At 42.6% G+C, this 17507-nt stretch carries 13 protein-coding genes and 1 pseudogene; 8 read left to right on the top strand and 6 right to left on the bottom strand.

What is annotated here, in order from left to right; translation table 11 throughout:
* Window positions 1–47 precede the first annotated feature (47 nt).
* Together QM629_RS07975 and QM629_RS07970 are read right to left on the bottom strand one after the other, a co-directional pair.
* On the bottom strand, window positions 48–704 hold the full coding sequence (locus QM629_RS07975; protein WP_415158950.1) for a TlpA family protein disulfide reductase: 657 nt from the start codon (window positions 702–704) through the stop codon (window positions 48–50).
* A gap of 449 nt (window positions 705–1153) precedes the next feature.
* Window positions 1154–1279: pseudogene (locus QM629_RS07970) on the bottom strand (IS630 family transposase); the annotation flags it as partial.
* 627 nt (window positions 1280–1906) lie between these two features.
* Between QM629_RS07970 and QM629_RS07965 the strand changes: the two are divergent.
* The 4 genes from QM629_RS07965 to QM629_RS07950 all read left to right on the top strand — a co-directional run bounded on the left by QM629_RS07965 (window position 1907) and on the right by QM629_RS07950 (window position 7432).
* Window positions 1907–2224, top strand: coding sequence for a Dabb family protein (locus QM629_RS07965; protein ID WP_415158948.1), 318 nt, complete (start codon window positions 1907–1909; stop codon window positions 2222–2224).
* A gap of 151 nt (window positions 2225–2375) precedes the next feature.
* The gene (locus QM629_RS07960; RefSeq protein WP_415158946.1) at window positions 2376–3014 is read left to right on the top strand and encodes a DUF6624 domain-containing protein; all 639 of its coding nucleotides are present in this window, start codon (window positions 2376–2378) and stop codon (window positions 3012–3014) included.
* A gap of 349 nt (window positions 3015–3363) precedes the next feature.
* The gene (gyrA, locus tag QM629_RS07955; protein ID WP_415158944.1) at window positions 3364–5985 is read left to right on the top strand and encodes a DNA gyrase subunit A; all 2622 of its coding nucleotides are present in this window, start codon (window positions 3364–3366) and stop codon (window positions 5983–5985) included.
* A gap of 130 nt (window positions 5986–6115) precedes the next feature.
* Window positions 6116–7432 (top strand): hypothetical protein, encoded by a 1317-nt coding sequence (locus tag QM629_RS07950; RefSeq protein ID WP_415158942.1) that lies wholly within the window; start codon window positions 6116–6118, stop codon window positions 7430–7432.
* Between the two features lie 52 nt (window positions 7433–7484).
* On the opposite strand, the gene QM629_RS07945 is transcribed toward QM629_RS07950, so the two are convergent.
* Together QM629_RS07945 and QM629_RS07940 are read right to left on the bottom strand one after the other, a co-directional pair.
* Entirely contained in the window at window positions 7485–8885 is a 1401-nt protein-coding gene (locus tag QM629_RS07945; protein WP_415158940.1) for a Gfo/Idh/MocA family protein, read from the bottom strand.
* Window positions 8886–8964: 79 nt separating this feature from the next.
* Window positions 8965–11586, bottom strand: coding sequence for a M1 family metallopeptidase (locus QM629_RS07940; RefSeq protein WP_415158938.1), 2622 nt, complete (start codon window positions 11584–11586; stop codon window positions 8965–8967).
* A gap of 290 nt (window positions 11587–11876) precedes the next feature.
* On the opposite strand from QM629_RS07940, the gene QM629_RS07935 reads away from it, so the two are divergent.
* The 4 genes from QM629_RS07935 to QM629_RS07920 all read left to right on the top strand — a co-directional run bounded on the left by QM629_RS07935 (window position 11877) and on the right by QM629_RS07920 (window position 16213).
* Window positions 11877–12749 carry an NEW3 domain-containing protein gene (locus tag QM629_RS07935; protein ID WP_415158936.1) on the top strand — a complete coding sequence of 291 codons (873 nt, stop codon included), beginning with the start codon at window positions 11877–11879 and terminating at the stop codon, window positions 12747–12749.
* Between the two features lie 6 nt (window positions 12750–12755).
* Window positions 12756–13775, top strand: a complete 1020-nt coding sequence (locus QM629_RS07930; RefSeq protein ID WP_415158934.1) for an ABC transporter ATP-binding protein — start codon at window positions 12756–12758, stop codon at window positions 13773–13775.
* The gene (locus tag QM629_RS07925; RefSeq protein WP_415158932.1) at window positions 13726–14733 is read left to right on the top strand and encodes an ABC transporter permease; all 1008 of its coding nucleotides are present in this window, start codon (window positions 13726–13728) and stop codon (window positions 14731–14733) included. Before QM629_RS07930 ends, QM629_RS07925 begins: the two co-directional genes overlap by 50 nt.
* A 136-nt stretch (window positions 14734–14869) precedes the next feature.
* Complete coding sequence (locus tag QM629_RS07920; protein WP_415158930.1) at window positions 14870–16213, top strand: serine hydrolase domain-containing protein; 1344 nt, start codon at window positions 14870–14872, stop codon at window positions 16211–16213.
* Window positions 16214–16718: 505 nt separating this feature from the next.
* On the opposite strand, the gene QM629_RS07915 is transcribed toward QM629_RS07920, so the two are convergent.
* Complete coding sequence (locus tag QM629_RS07915) at window positions 16719–16886, bottom strand: hypothetical protein (protein WP_415158928.1); 168 nt, start codon at window positions 16884–16886, stop codon at window positions 16719–16721.
* Between the two features lie 165 nt (window positions 16887–17051).
* The gene (locus tag QM629_RS07910; RefSeq protein WP_415158926.1) at window positions 17052–17309 is read right to left on the bottom strand and encodes a hypothetical protein; all 258 of its coding nucleotides are present in this window, start codon (window positions 17307–17309) and stop codon (window positions 17052–17054) included.
* Window positions 17310–17507 lie beyond the last annotated feature (198 nt).

Genomic DNA, 17507 nt, shown 5'->3' with positions numbered 1-17507 from the left:
TAATGGTTATTAAACCTTCAGGCCTTATCTAAAGTTGTTTATCTGGGCTATTTATATTTTTTGATAAAGTTTCTGATTTTTTTATAGGTAGCTGGTTCTTTTCCTACATATACATCTTCTAAAACATAGTTTGGATCAACTAAAAAATGAGTAGGGTACACGCTCACTTTAAGCAAGGTCTCAATATCCTGATTGCTGAGAAAAACTATCTTATAATTAAAATGTCTGCCTTGCAGAAATGTATGAACTGTACTAATAGAGTCCGGGGTTATTGCTAAAAAATCTACATTTTGTTGTTTATTAGATAGTACGTTTAAAGAATCAAGCTCCTCTATGCAAGGTTTGCAGGTTGTGCTCCAAAAATTTATAATAGTTGCGTGGCCTTTCTTTATAGAAGCCTTTTTTCCGTTTAATAAAGTGAATTTTAATTCTGGCAATTTTTTACCAATTGATTTTAGCAGATCTGTTGAATCCAATATAAAAACAGTTGGCTGATTAGTTGACTGTTTATAACTAATGGCATATAAACCAGAATTTACTAATCTCATGTATTCATCAGACGTAAGGGTGTCTTTATTTGCATTTAAGAAAATTGCTTTTGCTGCATTTATTGTTATAGCTTTTTTGGAAGCGGTATCTGTTTGTGCCAGTACATGAAACGTTAATCCAGAAAAAATAAAAAAAAAGGAAAAAAATGTGCGCATATCGAAAGGTAATGATTGGAAATTTTAAGATCAACTATAAGTTACTGTAGCATCACAATCTTCGCAACTGCATTGCCAAGTTATAACACCAGTATTAGAATTGATCGTTCCTTCAACTTTACACTCGCAACTGCCAGTGCGTGTGCAAGAAATTTTAATAGTAACTGCACTATCAGATGGCACAGAATTACTTACTTCATTTGCAGTTACATAGTTTCCTCTGTTGGTACTGGTTACCAAGGACAGCGATTTAATATTTGATTTTACACCCCTGACCATTGCAAAGTTGTTTGTTTCTCCGCTTTTAGTTTTATAAATGACAATTGCAGCAAGCCCTTTTTGAACAGAAAAATATTCAATACCAGTGATTTCAAATAATTCTTCACTTCCATACTTAGCAGCAACAATTCCTGCAGCTTTCGATTTTAGATCAGCAGCACTTGATGCAATGGTGGCTTACTGCAACTCAGTGCCACCAGATATGCCTCAATATCCCCATCTACTTTATTTATATATTCCCGCTCTTTTGGTTTGCCGTACAAAGCAACCTCATATCCTTCTTCTACAAACCTGCGACGGATGTTCTCTATTGTACTTACTGTTACTTCTATAAAATCCGCTATGTCTTCATCTTTCTTGGATTTCCCATACTTTCCTTCATTTGCATTCAGTAAGATCAGGGCATTCTTAACAACTTTCGCATTGTGCTTACCTTTTTGCATTATCCCTTTTAACTCCTCTATTTTCTTCCTCTGTAAGGGTAATTTTATATTTCTTCATAGCCTTTTTAGCTATAAAAGTAATCTATTTTACCAGAAAATTTATAATTGACATGACACCAGACAAGCCAGACCATAAAGGATAAAAATTCAAAAGTTGAATTTCTTATTTTTTCTCTGAAACCCTTGTCCATACTGAATTTGAAAGACCTTCAAAAATATTTTGCCAGAAAATGCGAAGATTTTAGAAATAGGCAAAATCTCAGATGTACAGTGATAATAAACAATAGTTCAATTTGTATGTTTGTGATATAAAGAAATTAATCTTGATTAATTATCCTTTACATATTTATATTCGGTTATAAACTTACGTGTAGCACCCACTTCAAATACTTATCAATGAAAAAATCGTCCCGCAGAAAATTTATACTTACATCAGCAGGAGGCGGCGCTGCCTTAGCTTTGAACGCAAAACCACTCAAAATGAAAAGTAAACAAATAGCGCATCATGTATTTTTCTGGCTTAAGAATGCCGGCTCTGTTGAAGACCGCGATAAGCTGGTGGAAGGTGTAAAAACTTTATCAAAAATTCCCCTGATAAAAGAATTACAGGTAGGCATTGTTGCTGATACCGAAAAGCGGGATGTGGTAGATGCATCCTGGGCCGTTTCCGAACTGATGTTTTTTGATACGCTCGCCGACCAGGCAAACTATCAAAATCATCCCATTCACCAGGCGTTTATTAAAAACTACAGCGGGCTTTGGAATAAGGTGGTGGTATATGATATACAGGAAGTGTAGTTGTCCTCACCCTCGTTCCCTCCCGATGCATCGGGAGGGATGCCCTGCCTCGAAAATGTTTATATAATTTGAATGCGGGTAGCTGATTGCTTTCAAAAGGTTGTCATCCCTGTCGGTTGCAGATGCGGTATTACAAACACTTGTTTACATAATGAAAAAAATAGTATTAATTCTTTGTTGTGTATTAATGACAGGTTATTGCATTGGACAGATAATGTCAGATAAGAAGAACGCAGCAAGCAACCTTAGCAAACCCTTGATTGCTTTGCTTGATACGATATTCAAAGAAGATCAAGGCGACAGGTTAAATATAGATACGATCCGGAAACAATTTGGATGGCAATCAAAACAAATGGATTCTCTGATGAATATAATGGGTTATCATGATTCAATGAACTTAATGAGGGTGAAACATATTATTGATATGCATGGCTGGCCCGGACCTGATGTAGTTGGTGAAAAGGGAGCATCAACAATTTTTTTAGTAGTTCAGCATGCTGATTCACTGACGCAAGTAACTTATTTGCCTAAAATGCAAGAAGCAGTAAAAGAAGGGAAAGCCAAGCCCCAGCAATTAGCGCTGCTTGAAGACCGAGTGTTAACCAATCAGGGCAAACCTCAAATATATGGCAGTCAGGTTAGAAGAAATGAACAAACTGGTAAAAATGAGTTTTATCCGATTATAGACGAACCAAATGTTAATAAACGCAGGGCATCTGTTGGGCTTGAGCCATTAGAAGATTATGCAAAAAAATATTTTGGAATAGATTATAATGTGCTTAAGCTATAGACCCCGAGGGTTTCAAAAACCCTCGGGGTCTATATTGCACAAGTGTTGAGATCCGCCGCGGCGGACTGCCATAAAAAAACATTGCTGCTAAACCAAATAAAAAATCCTGTAAGCGTAGCGTAATAATAAATATTTAAGCGCACCTAAAAATATTCGCAACCCCATGCACGAGTTTATGATGACACTAAAACAGGGGCATCCCCTTCATTTCTGGAGAAGGAATGAGGATGAGGTTTATTAACATTCACACGTGCAAAAAATACTTTATTTAAACCCTTAAACAGCATATAAATCATTAAATTTGCGGGCTTTATTTTTTTAGCGATTTTATATTACATGTAAATAACGAATGGAAGAAAATCAACTACCGCAGGAAACTGCAGATAACGATCGTGTCATCCAGGTAAACATTGAGGAACAAATGAAAACGGCCTACATTGATTATTCAATGTCGGTTATTGTGGGCCGTGCCCTGCCTGATGTGCGGGATGGCTTTAAACCGGTGCATCGCCGCATTTTATACGCTATGAATGAACTGGGTTTAAGCTATAACCGCCCGTATAAAAAATGCGCCCGTATAGTGGGGGAGGTGCTGGGTAAATACCATCCGCATGGCGATGGCGCCGTATATGATGCATTGGTGAGAATGGGGCAGGAGTGGAGCATGAACCACCCGCTTGTGGATAAGCAGGGAAACTTTGGCAGCCCCGATGGCGACCCGCCGGCAGCCATGCGTTACACAGAAGCAAGGCTGGAACGCCTTGCCGAAAGCATGCTGGATGATATTGAAAAAGAAACCGTGGATTTCCAGTTAAACTTTGATGATTCGCTGGAAGAACCGGTTGTGCTGCCCACCCGCATCCCGCAGTTGCTGGTAAACGGGTCCAGCGGTATCGCTGTTGGTATGGCCACGAATATGATGCCGCACAATTTATCTGAAGTGATTGATGGCTGTATTGCGCATATTGATGACAAAGAAATTTCAGCAGAAGATTTAATGAAATATGTAAAGGCGCCGGACTTTCCAACGGGCGGCGTTATTTACGGAATGGACGGTGTGCAGCAGGCCATGCTTACCGGCCGCGGAAGGGTAGTGCTGCGCGGAAAATGCCATGTGGAAACAAAGGCAAGCGGCAGGGAACAGATCATTATTACAGCCGTGCCTTACCAGGTAAACCGCGATACGTTAACCGACCGCATCGGCCAGTTGGTGAACGATAAAACCATTGAAGGCATTGCGCATGTAAACAATGAAAGCAATAAGAAAGAAGGAACCCGTATTGTTATTGATTTGAAACGCGATGGTGTTGCCACCGTTATCATTAACCAGTTATACAAGTTTACTGAACTGCAAACGAGCTATGGCATTAATAATGTTGCTTTAAGCAAGGGAAGGCCAAAGACTTTAAATGTAAAAGCACTCATCAGCGAGTTTATTGATTTCAGGATGGAGGTGGTGATACGCCGCGCCAATTATGAACTGCGCAAAGCCAGGGAAAGGGCGCATATTTTAAACGGCTATTTAATTGCACTCGATCACCTGGATGAAGTGATCCGTTTAATAAGAAATTCTTCCACGCCTGAAATTGCAAAAGACAATTTAATACATGCAGGCTGGGGCCTGGATGAAGTTCAGGCAAAGGCCATCCTCGAATTAAGGCTGCAGCGTCTTACGGGCATGGAGCGTGAAAAGATTAAGGAGGAATATGAAGAATTGCAAAGGCAGATTGCTGCGCTGGAAACCTTGCTGGCAAGCGAAGAACTGCGTTATGATCTTATAAAGAAAGAATTGCTTGAGGTTAAAGAAAGATACGGCAAGCCAAGGCAAACGGAAATTCAATACCTCGCCAATGAAATGCGCATTGAAGATTTGATTGAAAAAGAAGATGTGGTAATAACCATTTCCCATTTGGGTTATATAAAAAGAACCAGTGCATCTGAATACAGGCAGCAGCGCCGCGGCGGCCGCGGCGCCATAGGCAGCAAAACGAGGGAAGAAGACTATGTAGAGCATTTGTTTGTAGCGTCCACGCACGATACCATGTTGTTCTTCAGCCAGCAGGGAAGATGTTACTGGCTTAAGGTATATGAAGTGCCTGAAGGAGAAAAGCAGGGCAAAGGCAGGGCTATTCAGAATATGGTGCAGTTGGTACCGGGCGATAAAGTAAAGGCTATCATCAATGTTAAAAACCTTGATGACAAAGAATTTGTTCAGGGCCATAACATCGTGCTGTGCACCAAAAAAGGCGTTATTAAAAAAACAGTGCTGGAAGATTTCAGCAGGCCAAGAACCACCGGTGTAAATGCCATTACTGTTTTGGAAGGCGACGAGTTGCTTACTGCCAGGTTAACTGATGGCAATTCTGAAATAATGATGGCAGTAAAAAGCGGGCGTGCCATTCGTTTCCCCGAAGAAAAAGTAAGGGCCACCGGCCGTGGCGCTATTGGCGTGGGAGGAATTGAAGTGGAGGATGCAAACGATGAAGTAATTGGTATGATTTGTGTCGAGAGGAGCGAAACCGGCAAAACTGTTCTTGTGGTGAGTGAGAAAGGTTTTGGAAAACGTACAAAAGTAGATGAATACCGCATTACCAACAGAGGCGGAAAAGGCGTAAAAACCATCAACATAACAGAAAAAACAGGCAGCCTTGTGGGCATTCTTGATGTTCAGGAAAAGGAAGACTTATTGATCACTTGTAAATCTGGCATTATTTTAAGAACGTCTGTTGCCAATATTAAAGAGGCCGGCCGCGCCACACAGGGCGTGAAACTGATACGGCTGGATGAAGGCGATGAAATAGCCGCTATTTCCAAACTGGATGAACAGGAGCAAGAGACGGAAATAAATGATATAGCAGAAGAGCACAGTGAAGAATCCGTCGCCGGAACAACCGGCAAAGAGGAGCATGTTGATAAGGGGGCTGAGGATAATGATGAAAAGAATAGTGATGATGTAAACGCGCCGGCCTAAATTTGATATATTTAATAAAGCTGTTTACACTTTATTGTGAACCATAAACCGGAAGGTATGTTGGTTGTTTAAAAAATATATAAAAGCATTAATTATAATATCGGTTAATATAAAATTAAAAAACAGAACAATGAAAAAAATAATTCTATTGATTGCGCTTTCATTTTCATTCAGCAGTTACCTTATGGCACAGGATGGCGATGTTATAGCCTTGTATGTGTCGCAAAAGAAATTTGATAAAGCAAAAGAACAGGTGGATAAATGGACGGCCGATCCCAAGTTGAAAGATAAAGAAAAGCCAACTGCCTTACTCTGGAAATCCTATGTATATGGACAGTTGTACGGCGACTCTGCGATGGGCCCGCAAAGCCCTGACGCCGATGCTGTTTCCCTGGATGCTTTTTACCAGTACCAGCAATTAGACCCTTCCTTAAAACAAATGAAGGAAGGCAATTTTGTTAATGGGCTAAGCAGTGTTTATAACGGGTATATAGTAAGGGGCAACGATTACTGGAAAGCCAAAACCTGGGATAGCGCTTTTAAATATTTTTCAAAAGCTGAAAGGCTGGGACAGGTGATGATTGATAATAAGCTGACACAGTCAACCTCTACTATTGATACAACCATGGTATTGTTTACCGGCGTTGCCGCGCAAAATTCAAAACAGCTTGATTCTGCCGCCAAATATTATTCAAGGCTGGCCGACCTGAAAATAACCGGTGAAGATTATGCAAGCATCTACCAGTTCCTGATTCAATATTACATGGACAAAAAAGACAATGACGATTTTAAAAAATATCTTGCGCTTGCAAAAGAAGTTTACCCGGATAGCGCTTCCACCTGGTCGCAGTATGAAATGTCTAACATGACCGCCAATGCAAGCCTTACTGAGCTTCTGCAAAAGTACCAGCAGGAATCATCGGCAGGAAGCCTGGACGAACAAAAACTGGTGGCATACGGGGAAGCATTTGCCACCAATGATTCTGCCCAGTTAAACGGGCTTGACAGCACCCAGAAGGTCCAGCTAAAATTAGCGGCTGCCCAGGCGTATGGTAAAGCATTCGATGCTACCAATGGCGCTAACGGCCTGTATGCATTTGGGGCCGGTTATTATTATCATTATGCATTTGAAGTGCTTGATGACCGTTATCACGGCTATACGGGTGAATCGGCAGCATTAAAAGCCAAGCGTAACGACATAGCTAAAGAGCAAATGTTATACGCCGATACATCAGCAGCATGGCTTGAAAAGGCCTTTGCCGTTCTCAGCGCCAAACAGGACAGGGAAAAGCTTGAAACCGCGAACCTGAACCACACCGTTAATTTTCTTTCGCAGATATACCTGTGGAAACGCGACAGGACCAAATTCGACGGTAATGCTGCCGATTACGATAAATATGATGCTTTGTACAAAAAATATGATGAGCTTTTCAATACATTCAAGTAATGCATCTGAAAATCCTGCAAATTAAAAAAGGCTTGTTTCAAGCCTTTTTTAATTACAGCAACTGCATGTTTTCCGGGTCCCAATTCATGATCTTCTTCCTGAAATAGCTCTCATTGCAGGCAAGTGCAGGCGCAGCCGCCCTGAATCCAAATACGGCATCTTCCACCACGGGTTTTCCGGTCCTTATGGCGTCAAAGAAATTGGTGAAATGATCTAAATGTTCGCTGTATCCTTCCGGCGCTTTATAAATAATATCATCTTTTTTTAGTTGTGTCTTTTGCGCCGCAGTCCATTTGGCATCATATTCCTTTTGCATTTTTTCACGCATTTCTTTTGAGAAGGTGAAAAGAGAATCATAGCCGCCAAAACCCGGCGCTTCGGGCATTATGCTGTGGTGTATCGTAATATTGCTTCCCTTCACATCCATTACGCCTTCAGAGCCAACAAAGCGTATGGCTTCCTGCCCGCCGGTGCCGCTTATAAAATTCACCTGCAGCGTCAATTGAAATGCAGGATGTTCCTGTGTATCGGCATATTGCATTACGCCTGCCATCACATCCGGCATATTGCGGCCATCCTTCCAGTAACTGAACTGGCCGGTGCTGTAAATGGAGGAGGGGCCTTTGGAATTGGTGATAAAATGTGTACCGCTTAATAAGTGGATGAACAAATCTCCGGCCACGCCGGTGCCCACTTCTTTAAAGGCGCGCCACCAGAAGAATTTTTTAGCATCATAAGGCATTTTTTCAGTCACCTCAATAAAATGTTCCCAGTCCGTTGTTTCTGCACTGGCATCATCAGGGATGGTATATTCCCATGCCCCGATTGATCCCTGCCTGTCATATACAGCATTCACCATATTCAGCTTGCCTATTTCCCCTGCCGCCAATAATTCCTTTGCCTTTGCCAGTCCAATGCTGCTTACCCGCTGGCTGCCCACCTGCAAAATTTTGCCGGCTTTTTTTTGCGCATCAATTACATCGGCGCCTTCACTTATTTTATACACCATTGGTTTTTCGCAGTAAACTGCTTTGCCCTTTGCCAGTGCATCTTTTGTAATGCGGGCATGCCAGCAATCAGTGGTGGCAATTATTACGGCGTCTATATCGCTTTTGTCTAAAAGCGCTTTATAATTTCTTGTGGTGAACAGATCATTGCCATATAGTTCTTTCGCATTCTCTAACCTGCCGGTATATAAATCGCAAATGCCGGCTAATTCTACGCCCGGCACTTTTAATGCGGTGGCAAGATCGTAATGCCCCTGTATGCCAAAACCAATAACACCTATCCGTATCTTGTCTGCCGGTGATATTTTTTTCTCGTAATGCAGAATTCTTTCTTCCGCTTTTTCTTTTGCAGCCAGGCTGCTTAATGGCGCGGCGGCAGCCAGTATGCCTGTAGCGCCGATCTGTTGCAGGAATTTTCTGCGTGATGCGTGGTTTTGTTTTGACATAACAGAATTTTTTTTGATTGGTGTATTGTGAATAAACCCTGATGCAATTTTACACCAAAGTAAGATAACCTTTGGAAGGTTATCTTACTTTGCCGGCCTGTTCAATATGCTGCGTGATCTTTTCCGCCCTGAATAACATATCGGTTGCCTGGTAAATTTTTCTTTTCAGGATTGGATTATAATCAGGATGCTCATTCAGGAAAGCGTGTACCACATCAGCAGCGCTTTGGGTTTGATATGAGCCGAACGACGCATTCAGCCAGCGCATGGCAAAGAATACGCTGCCTGTTTGCTGCACATCGCTCAGCCATTCCAGTGTTTGCGGCAGGTATTTCTCCGAATAAGCAGCCCTTAACGGGTGATGCAGGTACGATAAGGCCGTTAATACCCAGGCTTCATTCATACGGTTGCTTTTAACCGATAAAGAATAAAAAAAAGAATCTCTTGTGCTTACATTATTTGAAAGCGGCGCCAGCAAATAGCTAAACCTTGCCCTGCGGTCGGCATCCGTTATTCTTGAAAGCTGCCTGTATAAAATAGTATCAGCATTGGGATATTGCCGTATGGCGAGATCGGCGGCCATGGAGGTATAGTCGTCCGGCGTAAGCAACACGCCCTGGGGCGCCTGTTGTGTTTTCCATATATGGAAAATAACATCGGCAGCAGGCTTTGTTACAGCAATATTTTTATACAACAAAAATAATATGCGCTTTTTGGCCGCGTTATCTGCCTGCTGCATACATTGCCATATAGCTGTTTCCGTTTTTGCAGCAATCATATCCCTTTCAGCAGGCAGCAGGAACTGCCAGTAGATGCTGCTGAATTGCCCGCTCAGCAGGTTTACACTAAGCTCCTCTTTTTCTGTTGCCAGGTTTTTCATGCCTGCCTCCAAAAATTCCTGCGGTGTTAATACGGTGCCGTTTAAAACATTTTCATACAGGTTGATATAGCCTGACAAACGCATCAGCGGGTCTTTCAGCAGGCGCATATTGGCAGGCATGTTTTCATCGGCAGGGAATAATCCGTAGCCTTCGCCCGAAGCATTGAACAATATGAAAGCCGGGCGTTGTATGCCTGCCGCTTCTTTTAATGTAACGGATGCATCGTTGAGGGCTACAGGCACTGTTTTTATGTTATTCTCCGCTACAAATGCTGTTGCAAATTGCTGGTTCCATAAACCGCGCTGGTTATGTTCACCCGTTTGTGCAATATTGAATTTGCTGATAACATCATTAGCTGCACCCATCGTATAACTTATCACCGGCCTGCCCGCTTTGTTTATCCAGGTATCATTCCATTCCGTTATGTCTTTGTTGCTTAATCTATTTATAATGGCAATAAGATCGGGCCATTCCGCATTTTTATAAGCGTAGGTTTTTAAATATTCCTGTGCGCCTTTTTGAAACAGGTCTTTACCTGCCAGTTTTTCCAGTTGTTTTAAAACGATGGGCGCTTTATCGTAAATAATGGGGCCATATAATAAGCCCGCCTGGTTCAGGTTATCCAATGGCTGCCTTATGGGATGCGTGCCCTCCGTTCTGTCAACCGAGTATGCAGAAGGATAATGATCCAGCATAAAACGAAAATCACTTTTGTCATCGGGCATCAGTTCATCGGCCACTTTATCGGCCATAAAATTGGCGAACACTTCTTTCATCCATACATCATTAAACCATTTCATCGTAACCATATCGCCAAACCATGCATGCGCTATTTCGTGCGACAACAGCTTTAGCCGGCCAAGCCTTTGGCTTTGTGTGGCTGATTTGTCGAGAAAGAGGGAAGACGCTACATAATCAATAGCGCCCACATGCTCCATGCCGCCAAACTGGAAATCGGGAAGGGCGATGATATCCAGCTTTTGAAAGGGATAGAGGATGCCGGTATATTTTTCCATAAACTGCAGTGCTGCATACTGCAACTGTAAAATGGTATCGAGGCTGTACCTGAGTTTTGCTGTATCTGTTTCGCGGTAATACAGGGTAATGCGCCTGTTATCAAATTTTTTTGCAACTGCCTGAAATTTGCCTGCAACGATAGAGAAAAGATACGTGCTGATGGTATCGGAAGTTTTAAAGGAATAGGTTTTTTCATTGCCGCTGATATTTGTGTTTTTAACGGCGCCATTGGAAACGGCTATCCATTCGGATGGCACCGCAGCCTTTACGGTAAAAACAGCTTTCAGGTCGGGCTGGTCGAAACAAGGCATAAAGGTTCTTGCCCGTTCGGGAACAAACAGCGTGTACATAAATTCCGGCTTGCGGGTGAGCGCCTCATTGCCTGCAATAAATTTTACCTGAACATGGTTGCTTCCTTTTTTTAAAAGATTGGGCGGTATAAAAATGTGCTCATTCCTCATGATGACAGGCGCTTCTTTTTTATTCACTTTTATCAGCTTAATATGGCTGGAATCATTCTTGAAATCAATCAATAAGCTGTCGTCAGCACTGGCAAGGTTAAAAGCAATGATTTCTTCTCCATTAATTATTTCTTCAGCATCGGCAGGAATATGCACGGCTACTGTATAATGAATGTTGCTGATTAAAGCTTTTCTTTTTGTGGCGAGCGAAAGCGATACGCCGGCATCGCTTAAAGAAGCATCTGCAGTTGCCGCATGCTTTGGCTTGCAGTCTGCAAAAAGGAGGGTAATAAAGCAACAGTAAAAGATTTTTGTATATAGAAAGCTGCATATTTTTTTCATTATACCGGTTATTATTATTTAAAATAAGATATCGCAAAATAAAAAGAGTTCAGCAATGATGAAATACATCCTGCCCTACACCTTAAACCTTCAACTTTAAACCTTTTTTTCTTCGCCTTTATTTAAAAATTTTCTTAAAACTAAAATATCTGTTGTTTCTATATTTTTTCTTCTATTACCTTGGCAGCTCGATTTTTTAACCACTGCTGCCGCAAATGTTCCTTTATTAACCGGGAGTATTTTAATAACGAAACTATTATTCTAACTATAATAATTTTTATTTCTTGGCTATGTCAGCAAAATCTACAATTATCATGCGGCGCATGGGCCGCCTTTTCCGCCTGCAGGCAGTTTTTATTTTATCAGTTTGTTTATTCCGTGCTTTGCCTGCTGCAGCCCAAACGGCGGCGGCCGCAGGGGCAAACGCCCCATCTGCTTTCACATCAAACCTCATTAACGTGGAAGCGGCGGTTAATGAAACCTTCCGGTACAATGCCAGCCTGCACAATGGATCTTCGCAACAGCTTATTTACGACCTGCACACACAGGCGCCTGCAGGCTGGAATATAGTGTTCCGCGCCTCGGGCAGCCAGGTATCTTCCATAAGCGTGGATGCCGGCAAAACACAAAATATAAGCATTGAAATAAATGCAGCAGAAAATACCAGCCCGGCTAAATACAATATACCTGTAATGGCCATTTCTGCAAAAGATACCCTGCGGCTAAACCTGCAGGCTGTGGTAAAAGGCAGTTACGGCATTCAGCTAAGCACACCCACCGGGCTTTTGAGCGGCGATATAACAGAAGGCAGCCAGAAGCAGATACAACTGGTGGTAAAGAATACGGGTTCGCTTCCTTTAAGTAATGTAGAGCTTTCGGCGCAAACGCCATCCAAATGGGAAGCTACTTTTGAGCCTGCAAAAATACAGCAGCTCGACGCGGGCAAAACCGCCGACGTAACAGCCACTTTAAAAGTGCCTGATAAAACCATTACCGGCGATTATGTTACTTCTTTTACAGCGAGGAACACCAACGGCCATTCCGATGCCGCATTCCGGATGACGGTTAAAACCTCCATCATTTCAGGATGGATAGGCATACTGGTGATACTGCTGGCGATATATCTTGTTTATCGTCTCATTCGCAAATACGGCAGAAGATAAACGGCTATGGAAAATCCTGTTATAGAACTGAAAGGGCTTACCAAATGTTATGGCCCGCTTAAGGCTGTTGACGACCTTAACCTGGATATTTACAAGGGGGAAATATTCGGCCTGCTTGGTCCCAATGGCGCCGGCAAAACAACCACCATACTGATGATGCTTGGGTTAACAGAGCCGGCAGCAGGCGCTGCTACGGTGTGCGGTTATAATGCCACCACGCAGCCCATTCATGTAAAAAGAAAAGTAGGCTATATGCCCGACAGCGTTGGCTTTTATGATGGCATGACGGCGCTGGAAAACCTGATGTATGTATCAAGGCTGAATGGCATACCGGAAAAAGAGGTAAGGCTGCGTGCCGTGGAAATGATGGAAATGGTGGGGCTTGGCGCTGATATGGAAAAGAAAACGGCCGCTTTTTCACGGGGCATGAAGCAAAGGCTTGGCCTTGCCGATGTGCTTATAAAACAGCCGGAAGTCATCATCCTGGATGAGCCCACACTCGGCATTGACCCCAGCGGTGTGAAAGACTTTCTTGCGCTGATACGCCAGTTGAGCCGGCAACAGGGACTCACGGTTTTATTATCATCCCATCACCTGCACCAGGTGCAGCAGGTGTGCGACAGGGTGGGCATTTTTGTGGGAGGCAGGTTGCTGGTGGAAGGCAATATGGATAAGCTTTCCCGCAACCTGTTTGCAGAAGAAACTTATGTGGTGCATGTAACATTTAAACAGCCGGTAGCATCGCCTGAAAGCCTGGAACAGGAACTGCTGCTGCAGCCTGCCGTTAAGAAAGTTACAATAGCCGGCAATGCCGTTGAAGTAGCCTGTGCTGCAGATATAACACCCGGCATTGTGCGCTTTTTTGTGAACCGGCAATTTGATGTTACAGGCGTTCAGAAAAAAGAATATGGCCTGGATGAAATCTATCAAAAATATTTTGAAAACAATTTAACGGAGGGCACAGCCCATGAAAAGCATGGCGGTTTCTTTAAAAAATCTTTCTTTAAAAGATATAACAAACAATAACGCACAGCCACACAGCCCGTTCAGGGTAATGGTGTATAAAGAAATAGCTGATAATATCAGGAGCTGGCGCTTTCTGGTTTTGCTGCTGCTGGTGGCGCTTACTTTCTTCGCTTCCATGTACGTTTCCTTAAATAACATAAAAACGGCAATAGCGAATGTAAAAGACCCCGACCATCTTTTTCTTTATCTGAAGCTGCTTACAACAACCGATGGCTCATTGCCTGCCTTTCATATATTCCTCAGCTTTTTATGCCCTTTATTAGGCATAAGCTTAGGGTTTGATGCCATTAATTCCGAGCAAAACAGCGGCACGCTTATCCGCCTGATGGCGCAACCGGTTTACAGGGATAATTTGCTGCTGTCTAAATTCATCAGCGCATTAATTATTGTAAGCACGCTGTTCTTTTCGCTGGCCCTGCTCATGGTAGGCGGCGGGCTGCTGCTTACCGGTGTGCGCATGGAGCCTGAAGAAGCGCTGCGCATAGCCGGCTTTGTTATCATCACAATTGTATATATTGGCTTTTGGCTGAGCCTTTCCATTTTGCTTTCCATCAAATTCAAACAGGCGGCCACATCGGCGCTGGTAGCTATTGGCATCTGGCTGTTCTTTACCATCTTTTACCCGATGATTGTGAGCTTAATAGCCAAATCGTTTCTGCCAAACCCTAATTTTCTTTCCCCGGCAGAAGCTGTTTATTACAACGGTATTTTGCTGAACATCATGAGCCTTGCGCCCAACCAGCTTTATACCGATGCGGTTACCACCCTGCTTATGCCTTCGGTAAGAAGCCTGGGCCCGCTTACCATGGAACAGATGGCCGGCGCTATTCCTTCGCCTTTGCCTTTTAAAGAAAGCCTGATGGTGGTTTGGCCGCAGTTGAGCGGCCTGCTGGCGGCTACAACGGCCTGCTTCGCTTTAGCATATTATTTATTTATGCGCAGGGAGATAAGAAGCTAAGCTTTCAGACTATGATTGGCGGCAAAGCCCGGCGGCCTGCAACAGCGGCCTGGCTGAAAATAAAGACGTATAAAGGCATTCTTCCAAACACTGTGTTTCATAAAAAATTATCTTGCTCTCTTATAAAACACAGCAGATGAAGCCATTTTTATTTTCTTTCCTTTGCCTGCTTATGATAGAGGATGTTTCAGCACAAATACAGGAAAAAACAGATTCTGTTTGCACACTTGTAAAGCAATATTTTAATGCCAGGCAGGCTGACTCATTATATGCATTAACAGGAGAAATTTTCAGGAATCAATTGCCGTATGAAACTTTTAAACAGATAACAGATAATAATCTTTTTCCGCTGGGGAAAATGGAAACTGAATTTGTTGCCATAAACAACGGTGTAAGCCAATACAAAGCAATCTTTGGCAATGCCATGCTTGATTTTTATTTAAGCCTTGATGACAAAGAAAAGATATATACTTTCCTGTTTAAACCGCATGCACAGGCCCAGGCAAAAAAGGCAGTTGCAGCAGCAACCAATAACCCGCTTGCCACACCGTTAGATAAAATTGTTGACAGCGTTGCGCAAAACTATTTAAGCAATAGTGTTACAACCGGCTTAAGCATTGGTGTTTTGAAAGATGGCAGGATGCTCTTTTATGGTTACGGGGAAACGGCAAAAGGCAATCAGGAAATACCGGGTGCGCATACCTTGTTTGAAATAGGCTCCATATCAAAAACATTCACCGCCATTTTACTGGCGCTTGCAGTGAATGAAGGCAAAATAAAACTGGATGATCCCATAAACAAATACCTGCCTGATTCTATACCAACGTTAAGTTATGATGGCACGATGATCACTGTAAAAATGTTATCAGCCCACACGTCAGGATTGCCGAGGATGCCTTCCAATTTTTCAGAAGCATCAACTGATTCGTTAAACCCGTATAAAAACTACACAGAGAAGGAGCTTTTTAGTTTTTTGCTATCATATAAACTATCACGTAAGCCAGGTACAATGTACGAATATTCCAACCTGGCGGCAGCTACACTGGGCGTAATACTTGAGCGTATTTATAATAAACCATACAGCGAACTGGTGCCTGAAAAAATATGCGCACCGCTGCATATTTATAGTACCATGCAGTTTATAAAGAAAAAAGATTCAGCGCGGGTTGCGAAAGGGTACAATGAATCCGGCGCCTATAACGGCCCCTGGGATTTTAAAGCGTTTGCAGCAGCAGGCTCCCTGCGTTCTGATGCGGCAGATATGCTGCTGTATGCCAAAGCCAATCTTGGCGAAGCACCACCACCATTAAAGACGGCTATTGAGCTTACACATGCGCCTGTTTTTAAAGACAGCAGTGTTACAACAGCATTGGGCTGGCATTATATAAAACCAACGCCGGCAGGCAAAAGCATTTTGTTTCATAACGGCGGCACAGGCGGTTACCGCAGTTATCTCGGGATAGATATAGATAAAAAATAGATATAGATAAAAAAGCTGCGGTTATCGTTTTGTCAAATACCGCTGTTGGCACAGAGCCTGTGGGAAACAGTATTATGGCCTGGCTTGCGGATAATTAGGATTAAAATAAAAAGCCCTGCCGCAGCAAGGCTTACACATACAGTATGCGCTCATTTGTTTTTAGCAGAATAGTTGATCATCCACTTCACACCATATTTATCGGTGAAGCTTCCAAAATAATCGCCCCAGAACTGGTCTGCCACCGGCATTTCAGCCTCTCCGCCTGCTGTAAACCGTTAAACAGCTTATCGGCTTCGTCCCTTGAACCGGGAAAAATAGAAACATAGTTGTTATTGCCTTTTATGAGCGTATGGATTATTAGCATTTAAATATCATCAGCCAATAACGGCATTAAATCGTTTGTCTTCCATAAATTTTGCCAGGTCAAAAACTATCATAATAAACGGTTGCGCTAACTTGCCATTTGGCAAGAAATGCGCATGTTATTATATGCAGTGAATAACGGTTATGCAGATGTGCCGGATGTTTTTACAATCTCTTTCCGTATCCTGCTTAGTGAAGTATCCGTAACGCCGAGATAAGTGGCAATTTGTTTTAATGGCACGTTTTGAATGATCTGCGGCTTTTCTTTTATAAGCCTGATATAATGGTGGGTGGCTGTTTCCGTAATCATGTCCAGCGACCGTTGTTTAAATGCAAAAAGCTAAGGGGAAAACCAGAGCCTGCCCCATTCCCTGAAACCGGGAAGATTATGGTATAATTCCTGAAAATCTTCAAATACTATTTTCCATGCAGCACAATCTGTAACAGCCTGCAAAGTTTCCTGCGATGGTGTGCGCTAAAACAGGGAAGAAGGGGAAATAATGATCTTGCCCCCGGCAAAAAAGCCGGTAGTAATTTCATCTTCATTATAATTGATAAGAAACGCCCTCACCAGCCCTGTTTCAAGCAAATAATATTCATTGGCAATGCAGCCGGCTTTTAAAATAATATCGCCTTTGGCAAAGCCTGCCTGTTCATGCAAAGCCGAAATGTTTTGCAAATCTGTTTCAGATAAAAGCGGGTGTTTATATATGTTATGGAATATTGGCCGCATATCTGTAATAAAATTTTTGTATCAGGCATTATGAAAGTAAGCGAAATTTTATTGATGGAATCAATATCGTTTACTTATAGTTTACAAGTTCACGGGTTCACTTGTTCACGGTTTATTTGGCAGCATTTCTTTTCGCAGGTGGGAATCCTCACCATAGCCGTCAAATTAAGCCCGGAGGGATTAAGTTGACGGCTATGG

This window comes from Parafilimonas sp., assembly GCF_047606085.1.
In the GTDB taxonomy this organism is placed as follows: domain Bacteria; phylum Bacteroidota; class Bacteroidia; order Chitinophagales; family Chitinophagaceae; genus Parafilimonas.
The sequence above is the reverse complement of the archived record's forward strand: the minus strand, read 5'-3'. Positions and strand labels throughout refer to the sequence as shown.